Origin of the sequence: Acidicapsa acidisoli (genome assembly GCF_025685625.1) — a bacterium.
GTDB classification, from domain to species: Bacteria; Acidobacteriota; Terriglobia; order Terriglobales; family Acidobacteriaceae; genus Acidicapsa; species Acidicapsa acidisoli.
This window is the reverse complement of the sequence record NZ_JAGSYI010000005.1, coordinates 301,035-320,920: the sequence shown is the minus strand read 5'-3', so window position 1 is coordinate 320,920 and position 19,886 is coordinate 301,035. Positions and strand designations below refer to the sequence as shown.

The following is a 19,886-nucleotide window of genomic DNA, read 5'->3' as shown; positions in this document are numbered from 1 at the left end:
CGATCCCGCAAGCCAAAGAATTTACGCGGCCGCCGGGGAAGGGTTCGTAAACGTCTTCAAGGAAATCGACGCGGACCACTATCAGGCCATCGGGAAGATTCCCACTGGCCCGCTGGGCAAGACCGGTTTACTGGTGCCGGAACTGAAAGAGTATTTCGTGGCTGTGCCGCCGCATGGGACAATGCGTGCGGAGGTACTGGTCTTCGCTGTGAAATGAGTAGAATCCAGGAACGCCCTTCGGTCGAAGGTGTGCGGGGCCACACCGAGTCGATTTCCAACTCACAAGTCCAGCTCCGTGACTTCGACTGGATTAGTCAAACATGGACGAGTAGTCGCCAAGTCGTCCACTTGTCCATGAGTGTGCGATGTTGGAGGAAAGCCGGTTATACAGCAACTTGCCAAAGACATACATCGATCTGAATGGGGGGCAATGAGCGCTAAGGCCCGCTCACGATAATTGAGAAGATGGTGACTGTCAGCCGGCACTTCTTAGATTGAACAAGATTCCAAGTCCGGAGTCTTCAGACCAATAAGCGATTTACAGGCTGCAATTCTGAAGCTTAGGCGGTGGCCATGTCGAGGTAGGGTCTCGCGCTTTGCAGGCGGTAGCGTAATTTCCACATTGTAAGTGGACGCTACTCATTCCGTGGCTTTTCCCCCAGTGCGATGCGCATTCAAGAAATGCAACTGTACCCTATACCCCGGTACAAGGTTCAAAATGGAGACATGAGAATCGGAGAACTCGCTGCCCGCGCCGAGGTCAATATTCAGACCCTGCGCTTCTATGAGCGTGAGGGATTATTGCGCCGCCCCATGCGCACCCCCTCCGGATACCGGAGCTTCGAAGAGAGCGACTTGGAGAGGGTCCGCTTCATTCGCATCTGTCAGGGATTGGGCTTTACCCTGCGCGAGATCCAGCAGCTCGTGCAGTTGCACAAGAGTGCCTCGGCATCGCGTGGCGCAAGAACCATGCAGCCTGCTGCGGTGCGCGAGATCATCGAGTTGGCCAACGAGCGCCTGGCTGTAATCAACGAGAAGATCAGCGCGCTCAGCACGATGCGAGCCGATCTTTCCCAGCTCGTGGAATCTCTGACCGTCTATCCTGAGTCGCCCGGGACCTGTCCCGCGTCACGATAGTCTGGCATCAAAGATTTCTTCAAAATCCTGCTTGACCCTATACAGAGGTATACCCTGCACACTGGCTTTCAAGGGCATTCGGCTCCATCTGGCCGAATCCCAGGGAGGCATATCCGATGAAACGAATACTTGTCGTAGTTCTGCTTCTGATCATCGCAGGCTTGTCGCAAGCTGCTACTCCACACGCCAGCTTTGCCGGTCAATGGACCTTTGATCCCACCCAAAGTAAGAACATCGGTATGATGGCCGAGGCCACTATCAAAACGGTGATCACGCAATCCAAGACCGAAGTCGTTGTAGACGATACATCCACCTTCAAGGGCCAGGCCGATACCCAGCACACGGTCTATGAACTGAGCGGCAAACCAGCCGCCAATACCTCGATGATGGCCGGGCAGGCAACCACGCGCAGCCACTGGGAAGCCGACCGCCTGATCACGGAATGGGAAAGCTCCGGAGCCATTGCGGGCACTGTGAATAAACGCGTTGAGACCAGGTACCTGTCTCCGGATGGGAACACCATGTCTGTGGAGTCAGCGCACCCCGGGAAAGACCCCATGGTGATCGTCTACACCAGAAGCAAGTGAACATGGCCACCGCAAACATGACCCTCTCCAGGCATCAGGGAGCAACTTCCGGCAGGCGGGGCCCTATGTTGCTTCTGATCCTGGTCCTGATTGGCTGCGCCGCGCTCGCCGGCTGGTGGGTCGTGCGCCGGACAGCCACTACAAAGACCGCAGTCAACAGCGTTACATGGATTAGCCCTCAGATTCGCGACGTTGCATCCATGGTCAACGCTACCGGCACACTCAAGTTGAAGACCGGCGCTGAAGTGCGCGTCGGCGCGCAGCTTTCCGGAATCGTGCGCCGCCTCAACGTCACGGTCGGATCCCATGTTCGTGAGGGCGCCGTGATCGCTGAAATCGACTCGCGAGCCGTGCAGGCCAGGGTCGACCAGGCAGCGGCCCAACTGGCCCAGGCCGAGGTCTCGTTAGCCAAGGCGAATGCCGATTATGCCCGGTCGCAAAAGCTTGTCGCAGCCGGCCTCATTCCCGCGCAGCAATTCGATGATTCCGCTTCTGCGCTCAACGCCGCAAAAGCATCTGTAGAGGCGTCTCAAAGTGCGCTCGCAACCGCTCGCGTCGATCTGGCTTACGTCGAGATCCGCGCGCCTATCTCCGGAACGATTGCGTCGATCTCAACCCAACAGGGAGAGACCGTTGCCGCCTCCTTTACGACTCCGACATTCGTGACCATCATTCATGAGTCGGCGCTCGAAGTCGTGGCCATGGTAGACGAGGCAGATATCGGCGGTGTCCGGCCAGGACAGACCGCAAATTTCACCGTGGAGACCTATCCCAATCGTGAGTTCCAAGGCACGGTCACTCGCATCGCTCCTGTTGCCACGATTCTTTCCGGCGTCGTGAATTATGAGGTCGCAGTCTCCATCGCCCGCGACATCGCTCTGCTGCGCCCAGACATGACCGCCAATGTGAATATACGCACCTCGGAGCACCATGCCCTGATGATTCCGTCCCAATCCATTCACACCCAGGGCGGTCGGTCTTTCGTGTATGTCTGCTCTGCTTCGGGCGTACCGGAGGAACGCGGTGTCACGGTGCTGACGCGGAACGGGAGCGAGTCTGAAATTGGGCGCGGTCTCTCGCCCTCCGACAAAGTTGCCGTACAAACGGAATAAGGACACAGGAGTAACTATGATCCACTTGCAAAACGTATCGAGGACCTACTCGCGAGATGGCGTCCCGATCACTGCTCTTCGTGATGCGAGCTTCGAGATACAGCGGGGAGACTTCGTTGTCATTCGAGGCGTTTCGGGTTCGGGCAAATCTACGCTTCTCAACATCTTAGGCTGCCTCGATCTACCCAGCTCCGGCACTTACATGCTCGATGGGGCGGATATGTCGCACCGCAGCGATGCCGAGCTCTCCCGTATCCGCTCGCAGAAGATCGGATTTGTTTTTCAATCCTTCAACCTGCTGCCGCGCACCACGGCCGCAGAGAACGTCGAGCTGCCGATGATTTATGCCGGCCAGCGCCTGAGCCGGGTGAGGGCTGCTGCCGCTCTGGAGCGCGTCGGATTGGCGGCTCGGCAGGGCCACTTTGCCACCGAGCTCTCCGGAGGCGAACAGCAGCGCGTAGCGATTGCGCGAGCACTGATCAATGATCCCGCGTTGATCCTGGCCGACGAGCCTACCGGCAATCTTGATCAAAACTCCGGAGCGGAGGTCATGAGCATTCTGCATGACTTGAATGGCGAGGGCCGCACGATCATGCTGGTTACGCATGACGATGCAGTTGCAGCTCATGCACGCCGCGCTTTGATCCTTCGCGATGGCGTGGTCGAAGAAGCGGAAGTGACGCAATGAATCTGCCGCTGTTTTTCGCTTCGATTCTGCGCACATTGCGGCGTAATCCATGGCGCGCTCTGTTGATGATGGCAGGGGTGGCCGTCGGCATCGCGGCGTTGACGATCCTCACCTCGATCGGCGAAAGCACCCGCCGGGAGACCATGAAGCGCTTCAAGAACATGCTCGGAACCTTCGATACAATCCTTATCCGCCCCGGTTCCAGCAAGAATCGCGGCATGGTTTCGTTGACCAATGTGGAGCCCAGCCTCAAATTCGAAGACGCCAAAGCGATTGCAGCGGAACTGCCGGAAATCCGTCAGGTTGCGGAGGTTCAGAATGCGTTCGACATCGACGTCAAATACCGCGACCGCAACTGCACTCCTTCCATCTTCGGCGTCTCCTCGAACTGGCTCGAACTGCGCGGAGACCAGTTGGCGCAAGGCGTGTTCTTCTCCGAAGATGACGTCCGGTCCCTTGCCCGCGTCGCCATCCTTGGTTCCGACGCGCAACAGCGGCTTTTCCCAGGCGAGGACCCCGTCGGCAAGAACATCGAGATCGGCAATGTCCCCTTTGTGGTGCGCGGCGTGATGGTTTCGCGCGGAGCCGGGCCCGCGGGCGGCAGTCTCGACAACCTGATTTTCATTCCCGTAACTACTGCTTCCAAACGCCTCTTCAACCGCGATTTTCTGACGATGATGATCGCGCAGTTGAAAGATCCGACCCAGGGACAGGAAGCTATCGACCATCTGGCAACCCTGCTCCGCTCGCGTCACCATATCGCCCCCGGGGCGTTGGACGACTTCAACCTCTCCAACCCTCGCGCCGTTATGGATCAGGTCACCGCGATGGGCTCAACCTTTGAGAAGCTCCTGAGCATCGTGGCGGTTCTGGCAACCGGCATCGGCGGCATCGTAATCATGAGCATCACGCTGATAGGTGTTTCCGAGCGGCGCAAGGAGATCGGCGTTCGTAGGGCCGTGGGCGCCAGTAGGCCAGCGATCCTGGCCCAGTTCCTCTTCGAAGCTGTGCTGCTGGCTCTTGGCGGCGGGATGACTGGCGTAGCTACCGGAGTAGGTGGCACACAGATCATCTCGCGGCTCCAACATCTCCCGTTCCTGATCCAACCCGGCGCAATGTTGCTCGCCATCACGCTCTCCATCGCGCTTGGCCTCGTCTTTGGCGTGTACCCGGCCTTGAAGGCCGCTGGAACCAACCCTATCGACGCATTGCGAGAGTGACGCCTTGATCGCTCTCCGCACCCGCCAGATCCTGCAGATCTCGATTCGAAACTTCTTGCGGTTTCGCCTCCAGGCCGCACTCATTGTGATCGCATCCATGACAGGAACCGCTGGGGTGCTCGTCTCCGCCGGCTATGCAGCCAGCGGACGACAGAAGATACTCGACCAGTTCACCCGCCTGGGAGCGAATGTCCTCGTCTTAACGCCGCAGCAGAGCCGCTCCGTCGGCGGACGCGCTCGAACCGGAGCCCTGATCACCACGCTCATCCCCGCCGACCGGAAGGCCATCGAGCTATCGGTCTCCAGTCTCGCGTCGTCGTCGCCGACTGTTTCCGCGGTTCTCCGCATCCGAGTCGGCGACCTGACAAAGAACACCACTATAGTGGGCTGCGAACCGGTTTACTTCACCATCAAGCATTGGACGGCCGGCTCCGGCGAGATCTTTGACGTCAATGCGGACCGGCGTCAGTCCCGCGTTGCCCTGCTTGGCTGGACAGTTGCACGCGATCTCTTTGGAGCTGCCGATCCTACCGGAGAGTTCATCTCAATCAACCGTGTGCCCTTTCACGTGGCTGGGGTGATGCGTGAACGAGGCCAGGGGCTCGACGCCTCGAACGAAGACGAGCAGATCTACGTGCCGCTCGGAACAGCCATGCACCGCCTTGAGAACCTTGACTACTACGCCTCCATCCTGTTCGAAGTCGACGACTCCTCGCACATGGACGCCGCTGCTACGCAGATCACAGAGGTGATGGAGCAGCGTCATCGCCGCCTCGCTTCCGGCGAGCCCGACTATCAGATTCAGAACCGCAAGAGCCTTATCGATACCCAACTGGCATCGTTTGCCCGGCTTACCTTTCTCATCCGCTGGGTGGCATCGAGCGCTTTGGCGGTTTCGATGCTAGGAGTTTTCGCCGTTACATGGATCGGTGTGCGAAACCGGACACGCGAAGTCGGCACACGCAGAGCCCTTGGAGCCACGCGTGCAGACATACTCTTTCAATTCTTCGCCGAGGGCTCGTTCGGAGCCGTCCTGGGTTGTAGCGCAGGCGTTGCCTCCGGTTACCTTGCCCTGCGATACCTCGACCTGCGCGCTGGACAGCCGTTTCTCTTGTCAACCACGGATGCACTTCTTGAAGCGGCCGTATCCATGGCCTTTTTCGCTATGTTCACGCTGGCATCGGCGATCCGAGGCATTCGAATCGAGCCGGTAAGGGCGCTGCGTACCGAGTGATCCGGTCATTGAGCGTGATTTTGGTCGAGGCTACATCAGTTCCGCCTTAACCGCACATGGCTAGTTCTCTCGGATTGCCGCCTACGCGGAGGTTGGGCCATCTTCTCAATTGGTACGTAATCGCTGCCAATTTTCCCAGAATCCGGGAGTTAGATGACGAGAAGAGCGTTATCGGGTAGTAATCCTCGAGAACTTCTCGAAAAATGCTGGAATGAGTGCTTTGGTCTATTAACAACATTTTACGATCGCGTCCGATTCGACCATCAGGTCATTCCTGGAAAGTCGAAGCCGGGCCGCGAATGCCAAACTTGCAATCTGGTTTCCAAATCTCAAGATCTCTGTGAAATGGTGGGGACCAATGGCCATTAATTGAGGTTCTGCCATCTCAGTTTTGACCAGCCATCCTGCCGTGGCCGCCTGAACGATAGAAGTTCATGAGGAAATTGTGGCTGGGATTGTGTTCGCATTGGGACACCAATGTCCGCCTGTGAACAGGTCAGCTTTCGAGCGAACGTTCTGAGCAGGAGAAATTGATTCAGCTTGATCGGCAACTGTCGTGAAATCGAGGTTTCAATAGGCGCTCTGTGACCATGCCACATGGCCTTTCGCGTGCTTCCCGGCAATGCGAACCGCCCGGGCTGGCCGGTAACGATGAGTCCTGCGATCGGAATTTTCACCTTGCAAGGAGGACGGAATGTTGAAGCGCACATTGCAGCTACTGATTGCTGTTTGTATCGTCACGGGCACTTCATGGGCCGCGGACGATCCGTTTGTAGGCAAATGGAAGCTCGATTCTTCCCGATCCCAACTCCCCGCCGATACGATGAAGGTGGAGTCCGGGGGCGCGAACAAGTACACATTCATCTTTTCCGAGCCCAATACGGAGACCGTGACCATCGACGGGACCGATCAACCCGGTATCTTCGGCACCACCTTGTCCGTAACCGAGCAGGGGCCTCGTGTATGGAAGGTGGTCCGCAAGAGCAAGGGGCGCACCCTCCTCACCGCGATCTGGACGCTGTCAGAGGAAGGCGGGACGCTTCACGACTCATATACGGAATACCGACCTGACGGGTCGCCCTTCACCATCGACTATCTCTATCTGCGCAAAGCCGGAGATTCAGGCTTCGCGGGCACATGGCAAAGTACGAGCGAAGTATTTGTCTCGCCGTACGAAATTCAGATCCAGCCGTATCAGGGCGACGGCTTTTCTCTCATCGATTCAGTGGCGGGTATCAATAAAAGCCTGAAGTTCGACGGGACGGATTACCCGAGTTCGGGGCCGAATGCGAGCCCCGGCATGCTGTCCTCCGGACGCCGGATCAGTGATCGCCGCCTCGAACTGACGGACAAGCTGAAGGGCAAGCTCCAGAGCACCGACGACTTCCAGCTTTCTCCCGACCTTCAGACGATGACTGAGACACAGCACCCTGCAGATCAGGGCAAGCCAACCATCCTTGTTTTCAAACGGGAATAGCAGCGGAGCCTAAGTCGGTTTCAATCGCGCGGCTCAGCCCGCATCCAGACTGGCGATTGTCCGTCGGCAATCTTGGCCACGCATGACGGAGGGGGATTAGTTGGCTAAAAGAGCTGGGCCAAAACCAGCAAACCGGTCTTATCGGCATCCCATGATCCGGACTTCGATCTCTGTTGTTGCCGACGCACTCATCGGGCCGACATGGCTTCCGATTGCGAGTTCATGTTGTATTGCTTAAATGCTAAGTCGGTGAGAAACACAATCTTATTGTGAATGGAGGCCATCGCCAGCGAGATGAATAATTTGACCAGGGTAGTAAGATGGTTTCCTTCGAGAATTCGGTTGCGGAACCGATCCTTCCCGGTGCAATCGCTCTCGTGTTGCGGATGCCCTTTTAGCCGGCAGTCAACATGAGTCTTCTGGGTTCCTGCAGCCGTGGTGACGAGAATGCCCTCCATAGCAGCGCTTTCTCAGTACGTGCTGGAGCCGCTCCGCGAAGGAGCAGAATTCACTCTCTATCGCGGCCGGCAGCGGGGTGACTCAACGCCGGTGCTTGCAGTGGCACTGGCCGCTGATCAGCCGTCGCCTCAGAGTCTACGGCGGCTCGAGCACGAATACTCGCTCGCAGGAGAACTCGAACCCGCGTGGGCCGCTAAGCCTCTGGCCCTCACTCGTTACGAAGGGCGGACGGTCCTCATATTGAAGGACCCAGGTGGTGAGCCCCTGGATCTGGTTCTTGAGCAGAACGGTGGGCGACCGCTCGATCTGGCTCAGTTCCTACGTGTCTCAATTGGTCTGGCGAAAGCACTCGGCCAAGTCCACCGGCAACGCCTTATCCACAAGGACATCAAGCCTGCGAATGTGCTGGTCGACGCCGCCGGAAACGTCTGGCTTACCGGCTTCGGGATAGCGTCCCAATTGCCACACGAGCGCCAGGCGCCCGCATCGCCGGAAATCATTGCTGGCACCCTCGCCTACATGGCGCCCGAACAGACCGGTCGGATGAATCGTTCAATCGATGCCCGCAGCGATCTCTATTGTTTGGGCGTCACCCTCTACCAGATGCTGACGGGCCACCTGCCGTTTACTGCCACCGATGCCATGGAATGGGTCCACTGCCACATTGCGCGTCAACCGAGGCCGCTTGATGAAACTATCCCCGCGCCGCTCTCGGCTATCCTCATGAGATTGCTGGCCAAGACCGTTGAGGAACGCTACCAGACCGCTGGGGGCCTTGAGGCCGATCTTCGGTTGTGCCTGGCGAAATGGGAATCGCAGGGGCACATTGACGCGTTTGTGTTGGGCACGCACGACGTCTCGGACCGATTGCTGATCCCGGAGAAGCTATACGGGAGGGAACTTGAAATTGACGGCCTGCTCGCGGCCTTTGACCGGGTTGTGGCCAACGGCACTGCGGAATTCGTACTCGTATCGGGTTATTCGGGCGTGGGCAAATCCTCTGTGGTGAATGAGCTGCACAGGGTGCTCGTCCCGCCGCGTGGCCTCTTTGCTTCCGGCAAATTCGACCAGTACAAACGTGACATCCCGTACACAACGCTAGCCCAGGCATTCCAGAGCGTTGTACTTCCACTTCTGGGCCAGAGTGAGGCGGAGCTTGGCCGGTGGCAGGATGCCCTGAACGAGGCGCTGGGCTCAAACGGCCAGCTCATCGTGAACCTCGTTCCCGAACTGGAGCTGGTGATCGGAAAACAGCCGCCCGTCGCTCAGTTACCGCCACAGGACGCGCAGAACCGATTCCAGATGGTTTTCCGGCACTTCCTCGGCGTGTTTGCGCGAAAGGAACACCCCCTTGCGCTGTTTCTTGACGATTTGCAATGGTTGGATACCGCGACGCTCGACCTTCTCGAGCACCTGGTCACACACTCTGAGGTGCAGCATCTACTGCTGGTCGGAGCCTACAGGGACAACGAAGTCGGCCCGGCGCATCCGCTGATGCGGACTCTTGAAGCGATCCGTGAAGTGGGTTCGGGGCTGCATGAGATTGTGCTGGCACCTCTCCGGATCGACGATGTCGGACGGCTCGTCGCCGATGCCCTTCATTGCGAGCCTGAGCGCGCGCGACCCTTGGCGGAGCTGGTACATGAAAAGACTGGAGGCAATCCATTCTTTGCGATTCAGTTCTTTACCGCGCTGGCCGACGAAGGGCTACTCACATTCGGCCCGGTGACGCGAGCCTGGCAATGGGATATCGATCGCATCCGCGCCAGGAGCTACACGGACAACGTGGTGGATCTCATGGCAGGAAAGCTGAAGCGGTTGTCCGCGATGACGCAGGAAGCCATGAAAGATCTTGCCTGCCTGGGCAATGTTGCCGAGATCGCGGCTCTGATCCTGGTTCAAGGGAAAACAGAGGAAGAGATTGACACGGCATTTTGGGAAGGCCTACATGCTGGGCTGATCTTTCGTCTCGAGAACGCCTACAAATTCCTTCACGACCGGATCCAGGAGGCGGCGTATTCCTTGATTCCCAAAGCACATCGTGCCGATGTGCACCTACGCATAGGCCGCGTGCTGCTAGCCTGCATGACGGCGGACGAGCTCGTCGAGCATCTATACGAGGTCGCGAATCAGTTCAATCGGGGCGCCGCACTGCTGGTCGACCAGGACGAGAAGGCGCGAGTCGCGACGATCGACCTGCGTGCCGGGCGAAAAGCCAAGGCGTCGTCGGCCTACGCGCCGGCGTGCGTGTATTTTGCGACCGCCATGGGCCTGCTCGATGAAAGGGACTGGGACAGCCAGTACGCATTGATGTTCAGCCTATGGCTAGAACGCGCAGAGTGCGAGTTTCTGAGCGGTAACGTCGACAAAGCCGAGCAACTGATTATGGAGTTATTACGGCGAGGCACCTCGAAAGTCGACAAGGCGGCCGTTTATCATCTCAGAGTTCACTTGCAAATCGTGAAGGGGGAGTATCCGCAAGCCGTTGAGAGCGCGCTCGCATGCCTGCGTCTGTTCGGCATCGACATCCCGCCGCAGCCGACCTGGGAGCAGGCCCAGGCCGAATACGAAATGTTCTGGCGGAATCTCAAAGGGCGCCCGATTGAAGATTTGATCGACATGCCGCTGATGACCGATCCGGAACAGCAGGCCACGATGCAGGCGCTTGAGGCTCTACTGGTCCCCGCTTACTATACCGACCTCCATTTGTTTTGCTTGCACCTGTGCCTCGGGGTGAACTTCAGCTTGCAGCACGGGACCAGCGGCGCGTCCGCGATCGGCTGTTGCTGGCTCGGAACCATCCTTGGGCCGGTGTTTCGCCGTTACAGCGATGGTTATCGTCTCGCCAAGCTTGCATGCGATCTGGTCGAGAAGCACGGCTTCATCGCGAGTCAGGCAAAGGTCCACTACGTAATGGGACTGGCTGCCCTCTGGACACAGCCCATCACAACCGCCCTCGATTTCAACCGGGCGGTCTTTCGCACTGCGATCGAGACGGGCGCTCTGACCTACGCCTGCTACAGCGTTTACGAATCCGTCACGATCCTCCTCCTGCGAAACGATCCGCTTGACGAAGCATGGCGGGAATCGGAGACAGCCCTGGACTTCGCCCGAAAGGCGCGTTTCCGCGACCAGGCGGATGCCATTGTGAGCGAGCAACGCTTCATCGCGACGATGCAGGGCCGGACCGCAACCTTCTCCACGTTCAGCGACGCCCTGTTTGACGAGACGGCGTTCGAGACGCAACTGATCACGGAGAACCGGATGCACACGATGGTCTGCTTTTACTGGATACTCAAATTGAAGGCACGGTTCCTGTCCGGGGATTACGACGAAGCTCTCACGGCAGCCGACAAGGCAAAAGAGCTGCTTTGGAGCGGGCTCGGCCATATCGTGTTGCTCGACTACTATTGCTACACCGCGCTGATTGTGGCGGCGCTATATGAGAACGCTTCCGCCGACGAGCGAACCAAGTCGCGCGAGCTGCTGGCAGAGCACCGGGAACAGCTGCGCGAGTGGGCCGAAAACTACCCACCCACGTTCGCCGATAAGCACGCGCTGGTGTCAGCCGAAGTCGCCCGCCTCGAAGGCCGCAGCTTCGACGCGATGCACTTGTACGAGCAGGCCATTCAGTCGGCTCACGAGAACGGCTTCGTTCAGAACGAAGCGCTGGCCCATGAGATGGCGGCGCGGTTCTATTTAGCATGTGGCTTCGAGACGATTGCCTACACCTACTTACGCAACGCACGGTACTGTTATGAGCGCTGGAAAGCGCACGGCAAGGTGAAGCAACTCGACAAACTCTACCCGAGCCTGCACCAGGAACGGCTTCCTGCCTCTACGAACGCCACAATCGGCGCGCAGGTTAGTGAGCTGGACGTGGAGACGGTCGTCAAGGCCTCGCAGGCGCTCTCCAGCGAGATTGTCCTTAACAAGTTGATCGAGAAGCTCATGCGAATCGCGGTGGAGCACGCAGGGGCCGAGCGGGGTCTGCTCATCCTTCTGCGCGGGGATGAGCCGCGGATCGAGGCAGAGGCTGTCTCCGGCCAAAGCGAGGTTGAGGTAAACGTCCGACAGACAGTCCCCTCGCCGTTCGATCTTCCCAAATCTGCGATTCAGTATGCCATTCGGACAGGGGAGCGCGTGGTCCTTGATGACGCTACGGTCAGGAACCTGTATTCGGAGGACGTGTATGTGCAGCAGAAGCGCCCCAGGTCAGTTCTTTGTCTGCCCATCGTCAAACAAACGAAGCTGATTGGCGCACTCTATCTCGAAAACAATCTCACTCCGCGCGCCTTCACGTCGGACCGGATCGCGGTGCTGGAGATGCTGGCTTCGCAAGCCGCAATTTCACTGGAGAACGCAAACCTCTATGCAGGACTGAAGCGCAGCGAGGCTTACCTGGCTCAAGGACAGGCCATCAGCCACACAGGCAGCTTCGGCAGGAATGTTCTCACCGGAGAAATCTACTTCTCGGAAGAAACCTACAGGATTTTTGAACACGATCGATCCGTTAAGCTAACGTTGGAATCAGCACTTGAGAAAATTCATCCCGAGGATAGAGTTCTTGTACAGCAGACGATCGAATACGCGGCTCATGAGCGAACAGGTTATCAAATTGAATATCGTCTGCTGAGGCCGGACGGTTCGGTTAAGTATCTCGATGTTGTAGCTCGCGCATTGGAACCTTCCTCCGGCGACCTCGAATTTGTGGGTACCGTGACTGACGTGACCGAGCGCAAGTTGGCGGAAGAAGCGTTGCGTCGAAGTGAAGCGTATCTAGCGGAGGCACAGCGGCTCGCACACACGAGCAGCTGGGCTTGGCGGGTTCATGGAAGAGAGGCCGTGCATATTTCCGAAGAATGGTATCGCATATACGGCTTCGATCCCAATGGTGGCATGCCAACTTGGAGCGAACTAATGCAACGCATTCATCCGGAGGATCGAGCCAAGTGGGAGGAGGCAATCGATCGAGCAATCGAGGAGAAATCAGACTACGAAGTGGAGTTTCGACTCCTCTTTCCGGACGGAACGGTGAAATACCTCCAGGCCCTTGGTCATCCTGTTTTCGGGACATCCGGGGATTTGATCGAATTCATGGGTAGTTCGACAGACGTCACCGAGCGCACACGGGCCGAAGAGGCGTTGCGCCAAGCACAGATCGATCTTGCACACGCTAATCGGGTGACAACGATGGGAGAGTTGGCGGCTTCCCTGGCACATGAAGTGAATCAGCCGATCAACGCCACTGTCACCAACGCAGGAGCCTGCTTGCAATGGCTCGAACGCGATCAACCCAATCTGGAAGAAGCGCGCGCGGCTGCCACGAGAATCGTAAGAGATGGCAGACGTGCCGGCGAAATTATCAACAGAATCCGTTCGCAGTTCGAGAAGGGCAATTTGAAACGAGAGGTTGTTGATCTAAACGAGATCATTCGAGAGATGATTGCCCTGCTGCGCAGCGAGGTGATGCGATACAACATATCAGTCCGGACGGAGCTGGCAGCGGATCTTCCTCACATCATCGGAGATCGCGTGCAATTGCAGCAGGTCACCATGAATCTGATCGTCAACAGCATCGATGCGATGAAAGAGGTGGACGGAAGGCGTGAGCTGACCATCAAGTCGCAGCGAACCGAAAACGAGCAACTACAGGTGTCCGTCAGCGATACCGGCATAGGACTCCCCCCACAGCAGGCGGAGCAGATCTTCAATGCATTTTTTACGACCAAGACTCACGGTACAGGCATGGGACTTCGCATCAGCCGATCCATCATTGAGTCGCATGGCGGCCGCTTGTGGGCTGCCGACAACTTTCCGTACGGCGCTACGCTTCAGTTCACTCTGCCCACCACCGCCTCGGCAGCCACCGGATGACCAACCTCACTTGCACAGACCAGTCGACGCTGTTCGTCCCCGGCCGCGCGTCTGACAAACGAAGCCCCCGTCGGGACCCAGTTCGTAGATATCGGAGCAGCCCAAGGCGCTCATTGAGCTTTGATTGAGCCCTCCCTCTGGGGGTTAATAGCGGAAAACGCCGTAGTATTCGCTGATTTTCAGTCGGGGATTTTCCACTTGGACGACCTTCGTTGATTTGTAATCTGGATGTCGAGGACGATGGAGTTCGTTTTGACCGGAGCACTGTCAAGGTCGAAAAGATCAAAGAGGACCAGGATTACGAAGGTCTCCGGGTGACATTCACCGGTTTTATGGAGGCTGCTCGTCTACCAGTGCAGATCGATATTGGGTTTGGTGATGCCGTAACGCCGGGTCCGATTGAAACGGACTTTCCGACATTGCTGCAAAGCCCCGCTCCGCGGTTGCTTTCCTATCCGCGCGAGACGGTCATTGCAGAGAAATTTGAAGCCATGGTCAAGCTCGGAATGGCGAATACGTGTATGAAGGACTTCCACGATCTGAAGACTCTATCGGAACTCTTCCACTTCGAGAGTGAGCCGCTTGTCACCGCGATTCAGCACACCTTCGAGCGCTGCAAAACCGCCCTTCCGGTTGGTGAACCGCCAATAGCTCTCACAGAGGAGTTCTCCGCAGATAGAACCAAAGCGGCTCAGTGGAACGCATTCGTTGAGAAAAACAAGTTCTACATTCAACCATCGTCCCTTGAGAGTGTCACCACGTCTATTCGGAAGTTCGTAATGCCACTGATGCAATCTGAAATCCAGCGAGGTGAAGGTCGCCTTCACTGGGAGCCATCGAAGTCTTGGGCCGCCGTCGTCATCGGCGGCCCAAGCACAATAGAAACGCAGATCCCGCGTAGTGACAACAGGTAGGCTTTTGTGGCACAGTTCATCCCGTTCGAAACTCATTCCGGCAACAAGAACGTACCTTCAACGACTCCTAAGTAGACAGAAGCTGTCATTGGTTTGAGGTACGAGATCGGCCGGATTGCTTAGGGATTGCGCTCTTGGGCAATCGCGGAACAGCTTGGACGCCCGCCCAAAGCGTGGCGATCGTTTGCTCGACCACGAGAGTCTGGTCAGGCAAGTCAGGCACAACCCCTTGGATGACCATGAGTGTGGCGAGGCCAAAGATCGTGTACCACCAGGTGTGGGCTACCACTATGTCATTCCGACTTGGCAATCCTTCATCCTTGGCAACATCGAAAAAGAGCTGCACGAAACGTCCGAACAACGGCGTGCCAATGTCGTTGATGTATTGTCCAGCGCGAATGCCGTTGCGGTTCTCAGGCCCGAAGAAGACGTTGCGAAACTGCTGTGGATGGGAAGTGCAGAACTGAATTAAGCCACGTGAGGTCGCAAAGAGGCGCTCCTTCGGTCGAAGATGTTTAGCGGCAATCGCGTCGAAGTTCTGAATCAGCAGCCCGATCGTCTCGCTGCTCAGTTCGGCAAGGATATGCGCTTTGTCGGGGAAATGCTGATAAATCACGGCGTGCGTGTAGCCGATCTCTTTAGCGATCGCGCGAAGCGTCACGGCTTCGTAGCCGTGATTGGCAAACATTTTGCTGGCAGCCGCAAGGATTTCGCCCCGTAACCTCTCCTTTCGCTCCAGCCGGCGACTTGGTGATGTGGATGTCACTTCAATAGCTTAGTCCCTTTTGACGGCTTTTGCGACCGATTGTTGATTTATAACCAATGGTTGCAACGCGCTGCCTCCCAAGGCGCCTTGGTTGATGTGTTCACAATGTGTAACCACTGATTAATTTGCAACCAATGGTTATTTTTGGTCTCTAATCGTCAGGTCGCGCATTTGGATCGGCGGCCAAATACGAGGCAAAAGGAGAACACGAGCATGTATTTAGTCATGGGCATTACTGGAAAAGTTGGGGGCGCCGCTGCGCGGCATCTGCTGAAGCAAGGCAAACAGGTGCGAGCACTTGTGCGCAATCGCGAGAAAGCGGCGAAGTGGGCAGACCAGGGCGTGGAGTTGGTGGATGGAGACTGGAACGATGCGACAGCCATAACGGCTGCGCTCAAAGGTGTTGAGGGCGCGTTTGTTATGTTGCCGGCTGTATGGGCACCCTCGCCTGATTACAGAGAAGCAAAGGGCGTGATTGCGAACTATGTCGAGGCGCTGACCAAGGTAGCGCCCCCGCGGGTGGTAGCGCTCTCGTCGATGGGTGCGAATCGAACAAGCGGAGTGGGGAACGTCACGGCATTATCACTCTTGGAGCGGGGTCTCCGCAGCCTGCGGTCTCCGGTCGCATTTTTGCGCGCCGGCGGCTTTTTCGAAAACTTTCTTTACGGTTTACAGGCCGCCCAGGGCGGAACACTACCGGTCTTCTACAATCCTACAAACCGGAAATCGACGATGGTCGCGTCAGACGACATCGGCGCAGAAGTGGCAACCCTTCTGACCGGGCCGGCGTGGTCAGGGCATCGCGTCATCGAGCTGGGTTCGATGGTAAGCGCGGATGAAGTGGCCGGACAATTGGGTGAGGTCCTGGCACTCGACGTAAAAGCCTTTGCGGTCCCACGTGCAGGGTGGGCGGAAGCGTTCCAGCAGTTCGGCATCCCGAAGGGCCACACTGGGCCTGCCGAAGAAATGTTCGAGAGCGTAAACGCGGGATGGATGGACCTCGGAATAACGGATACGGAGCACGTAGCGGGTACGACGTCCGCACGCGATGTGTTTGCGGCTGCACAGAACGCCGTCAAGGCGTAGATCCGGGGCAAGCAGCATCAGCGCTCTAAGGGCCGGGACAGCCAGCCGTGGCCACGACGACTTGGTGTTCGACCGGCTGTTCCTGCCTTTGCTGCTCAGCCCTGGCCGACTTATTGCAGAACGATTTAAACCATTTAACCGGCAAGAAGAGGATCACTTTAGATATGAAAACTGAACACACAATCGAAAAACCCGCACGGGCCGGCCGAGCAACTCAAATAGCCGAGATGGCAATAACCGGCCTCGTTGCCTTCATCTGGGTGTACTTCGGACGGTTATATCTAATCCACGATCCCGGCGAATGGCGGATCGCCAATCAGCAGCTGGGATACCCGCTCTATATCATCCCTCTGATTGGCGTGACCCACATCCTTGGTGGCGTGGGCCTTCTGATTCCCAATCTGCCTCGATTGACTGAGTGGGTTTATGCCGGCATTGTGATCGATCTTTTACTCGCGTTCTATTCACAACTGAATGGCGGTGACAGTACCTGGGATAAATTTGATCCGATTCTCGTCATGGCGTTCGTCTTTGCTTCGTATGTATTGAGACGCTTCATGCACGCGAAGAGGTGGTCGATATGAAGGACGCACTCGGCGGGCAGATTTACATTTTCCAGGCACGTCGCGGAGGCCCAACGAGGGCGCGGCCCGCCACTCATCCGAAGCCCTAAACGTCGGTTAACAGGGCAACGTGCTTATCGAGCCAAGTTCCGCATCGGGCAGAGGTTTACAGGGCAGAGGTCGTGGGTGTGGTAAGGGTTCGATAACGGCTCCCGATTGTTCCTTACAGCGCCAAAAGAAGCCATCCGTGACGCTTGTTTTCTGTAAGTTAGAATCTTCCTTTTCGCTGTCCGTGGAGTCTCGTTTGGAAGGTGAAGAAGGGACGGCATTCCGTTGTCATTCGGATTGCGTAACAAGCTTATGTTCAGCGGACAGCAGCCCTTCCGGGCATCAACTGTCGCGAACATGCGGTTGATTCGCTCATTGAAGCCAAATTCAGAATTTGCGGCAGAGATCAGAAGCGCAGAGGTCGCGGGTTCGATAAGGGTGCCGGATCGTTCCTTACAGCGGCGGATGCGCGATTCATAATCCCCAGACTTTGTTCTTAGCAACGATGGGCCGCCACAGGTTGCTCAAGTGACAATCGCGCCTGTTCGGATCTCATTCTAGCCTCGTTACTCGCTCGTTCCAGGCGATCGTATTCGTCCATTGGCGATGTTCCCATCTTTCGGCGTAGTTCCCTGACCGCTTCAGAAAATCTCGAAGTGGCCGTGTCGTATTCCATAGCCAACCGAGCCTTTTCTTCGCAGGACACCCTTTAACCTCAGGTCTAACATTACCATCGCCACCGCGACGACTCGAACGGAATTTGCTTTGCACGCAATGTGCGCCGGCATTCATTGTTGGTTGTTCTTTTCTGGAATTACAGTCTGCCTTGCGGGCAAGAAGACCGGCTGAGCAGAGGCGCCGAAGGACGCGGTTGGCCTTGCACTTCTTGGAAAGCCTGAGCTTCAGTGATGCGCAGTGCTGGATCTCGAATCGTCGAACCGTGATTCGGAACGCGAAAACGATACTGATCTTCTGAAAAGGAGTTCTCTAGCACAGTCCGTTAACGTGGCGGGGTGGGCATCAACTATTGCGTCGCAGAAGAGTTGTGCTAGCTCTTCTTCGAAACCGAAAGATTTAGTGATCTTAAGAATAAGTGGCGGCGGGTTTCGGTCGCGGATCGCATTACAAATAGCAACAGAGTCACACTGTTTCAAGCTGTGGCAGAGAACAATCAGATCGAAGTTCTCGCTGGCCACTTGTTCCAAAGCCTCGGCAATGCTCGTTGCCCGTTTCACTTCGGCACCCAGTCTCTCGAGCAACATCGCTCGGGTCCCGAGCAAATCCCGGTCCTCGCCCAGGCAAAGGATTGTCGGTAGACAAGCCATAATCCTTCTCCTGAACTGCAAATTTTAGTATTCACCGGAGCGTTTTTTCAAGTCGGGTAGCGAACATATCCGATGTCCTATGCGACCAGCAGACACCGCCCGCAACCAGCGACGTGGCATCTTATTTGAACTCAATGGAATCCAAGCATTTGAATACCGTACATTGCGGCTGCTTACACGGTTCGTTCCGCAATGTCGGTAAAGACTCACCACTGGCCCGAGGAGGAACTTCCCTCCACCGAGATGCCTTAGCAATGGCATCCTCTCCAGCCGACTGGAACTGCGTCATGGATGAGCCTGTTGCCAAGATCGACAGAGTCCAGCAGTTGGAAGAAGCTTTGCGCGAGAGCCAAGCCTTCGCTTTGGCAGGCGAATTCGCCGCGGCCACGATGCATGAGGTCAATGGCCCTCTCGAAGCCATTTCTAACTTGAACTATCTTCTTCAAACCAATTCAGATGATGGCGCTCAAGTGCGGAACTACTCTGGCCTCATCGAGGAGCAGATCTATTTACTGACCTCGATATCGCGTCAGACGCTGAGCTTCTACCACTCCAAGGAGACGGTGGAACCGGTCCGGATTGCGCCACTGGCTGAAGCAGCTCTCCGCATCCACCATAAGAAGATTGCCGCCAAGGAGATTCGGCTGCTGAAGAAGCTGCCCAGCGGTGTCATTGTGGAGGGCAATCCGGGAGCAATGCTCCAGGTGTTTTCAAATCTGATTTCCAACGCCGTGGAGGCGCTGGCCCGTCAAGGCACTCTGCAGATTCGCGCTCGCCGCACTGATGGAGAAGCGCATGTCCTTTTTGCCGATAACGGGCACGGAATTCCCGCTGCAGTCCGGCCCAGGATGTTCGAACCGTTCTTCAGTACCAAAAAGAGCGGGGGGACGGGGCTCGGGCTGGCTATTACCAAAACGATTGTTGAGCGCCATGGGGGCAGGATCAGAAGTCGGACTAGCACGCAGGTCGGCAGGAGGGAACGGCCTTCCGCATCTCGTTCCCCTTGCGGCCACCGTCAGCCTCAAACGTTCAAGGCTCTGCACAGAGTCGAGAACTCGAGAGTCGATCTTAGGCGGGATCGATTTTTGCGGAGGCGGGCAGAGGTTTACAGGGCAGAGGTCGCGGGTTTGATATGGGTTCGATAATGGTTCCCGATCGTATCTTACAGCGCCAAAAGGAGCCATCCGTGACGCTTGTTTTCTGTAAGTTACGACCTTCCTTTTCGCTGTCACGGCAACTTCTCGGACCCTTTCGGGAAGTCTAGGGCACGAGAAGGAAGGGTGGGGAATTTGGGGTTTTATGCGGGGGCGTGGTTCAGCTGATTAGAACGCCTGCCTGTCACGCAGGAGGCCGCGGGTTCGAGTCCCGTCGCTCCCGCCAGCATTTCAAACAG

At 57.0% G+C, this 19,886-nt stretch carries 13 protein-coding genes, 1 tRNA gene and 1 pseudogene; 14 read left to right on the top strand and 1 reads right to left on the bottom strand.

The window, feature by feature from the left end; all coding sequences use genetic code 11:
* The 10 genes and pseudogenes from OHL23_RS26480 to OHL23_RS26435 all read left to right on the top strand — a co-directional run.
* A pseudogene (locus tag OHL23_RS26480) lies at positions 1-217 on the top strand (YncE family protein); the annotation flags it as partial.
* Between the two features lie 509 nt (positions 218-726).
* Positions 727-1,137, top strand: coding sequence for a MerR family transcriptional regulator (locus OHL23_RS26475; protein ID WP_263355054.1), 411 nt, complete (start codon positions 727-729; stop codon positions 1,135-1,137).
* A 116-nt stretch (positions 1,138-1,253) separates the two neighbouring features.
* Positions 1,254-1,724, top strand: a complete 471-nt coding sequence (locus OHL23_RS26470; RefSeq protein ID WP_263355053.1) for a hypothetical protein — start codon at positions 1,254-1,256, stop codon at positions 1,722-1,724.
* 65 nt (positions 1,725-1,789) lie between these two features.
* Complete coding sequence (locus OHL23_RS26465) at positions 1,790-2,836, top strand: efflux RND transporter periplasmic adaptor subunit (RefSeq protein ID WP_263355052.1); 1,047 nt, start codon at positions 1,790-1,792, stop codon at positions 2,834-2,836.
* A gap of 16 nt (positions 2,837-2,852) precedes the next feature.
* Entirely contained in the window at positions 2,853-3,524 is a 672-nt protein-coding gene (locus OHL23_RS26460; RefSeq protein ID WP_263355051.1) for an ABC transporter ATP-binding protein, read from the top strand.
* Complete coding sequence (locus tag OHL23_RS26455; protein ID WP_263355050.1) at positions 3,521-4,744, top strand: ABC transporter permease; 1,224 nt, start codon at positions 3,521-3,523, stop codon at positions 4,742-4,744. Before OHL23_RS26460 ends, OHL23_RS26455 begins: the two co-directional genes overlap by 4 nt.
* 4 nt (positions 4,745-4,748) lie before the next feature.
* On the top strand, positions 4,749-5,978 hold the full coding sequence (locus tag OHL23_RS26450; RefSeq protein WP_263355049.1) for an ABC transporter permease: 1,230 nt from the start codon (positions 4,749-4,751) through the stop codon (positions 5,976-5,978).
* Between the two features lie 694 nt (positions 5,979-6,672).
* Positions 6,673-7,455, top strand: coding sequence for a hypothetical protein (locus OHL23_RS26445; protein ID WP_263355048.1), 783 nt, complete (start codon positions 6,673-6,675; stop codon positions 7,453-7,455).
* A gap of 447 nt (positions 7,456-7,902) precedes the next feature.
* Positions 7,903-13,791, top strand: coding sequence for an AAA family ATPase (locus OHL23_RS26440; protein WP_263355047.1), 5,889 nt, complete (start codon positions 7,903-7,905; stop codon positions 13,789-13,791).
* Positions 13,792-14,003: 212 nt separating this feature from the next.
* Entirely contained in the window at positions 14,004-14,705 is a 702-nt protein-coding gene (locus OHL23_RS26435; RefSeq protein ID WP_263355046.1) for a nucleotidyl transferase AbiEii/AbiGii toxin family protein, read from the top strand.
* Between the two features lie 85 nt (positions 14,706-14,790).
* On the opposite strand, the gene OHL23_RS26430 is transcribed toward OHL23_RS26435, so the two are convergent.
* Complete coding sequence (locus OHL23_RS26430) at positions 14,791-15,471, bottom strand: TetR/AcrR family transcriptional regulator (protein WP_263355045.1); 681 nt, start codon at positions 15,469-15,471, stop codon at positions 14,791-14,793.
* Positions 15,472-15,684: 213 nt separating this feature from the next.
* Here OHL23_RS26430 and OHL23_RS26425 point away from each other — a divergent pair, with 213 nt between their 5' ends.
* From OHL23_RS26425 to OHL23_RS26410, 4 genes are all read left to right on the top strand, one after another.
* Complete coding sequence (locus OHL23_RS26425) at positions 15,685-16,557, top strand: NmrA family NAD(P)-binding protein (RefSeq protein WP_263355044.1); 873 nt, start codon at positions 15,685-15,687, stop codon at positions 16,555-16,557.
* 47 nt (positions 16,558-16,604) lie between these two features.
* Positions 16,605-17,141, top strand: a complete 537-nt coding sequence (locus OHL23_RS26420; RefSeq protein ID WP_263355043.1) for a DoxX family protein — start codon at positions 16,605-16,607, stop codon at positions 17,139-17,141.
* 1,606 nt (positions 17,142-18,747) lie between these two features.
* Positions 18,748-19,638: a sensor histidine kinase gene (locus OHL23_RS26415; RefSeq protein WP_263355042.1), complete on the top strand. Its 891-nt coding sequence runs from the start codon at positions 18,748-18,750 to the stop codon at positions 19,636-19,638.
* A gap of 158 nt (positions 19,639-19,796) precedes the next feature.
* Positions 19,797-19,873 (top strand) — tRNA-Asp (locus OHL23_RS26410).
* Positions 19,874-19,886: the final 13 nt, after the last annotated feature.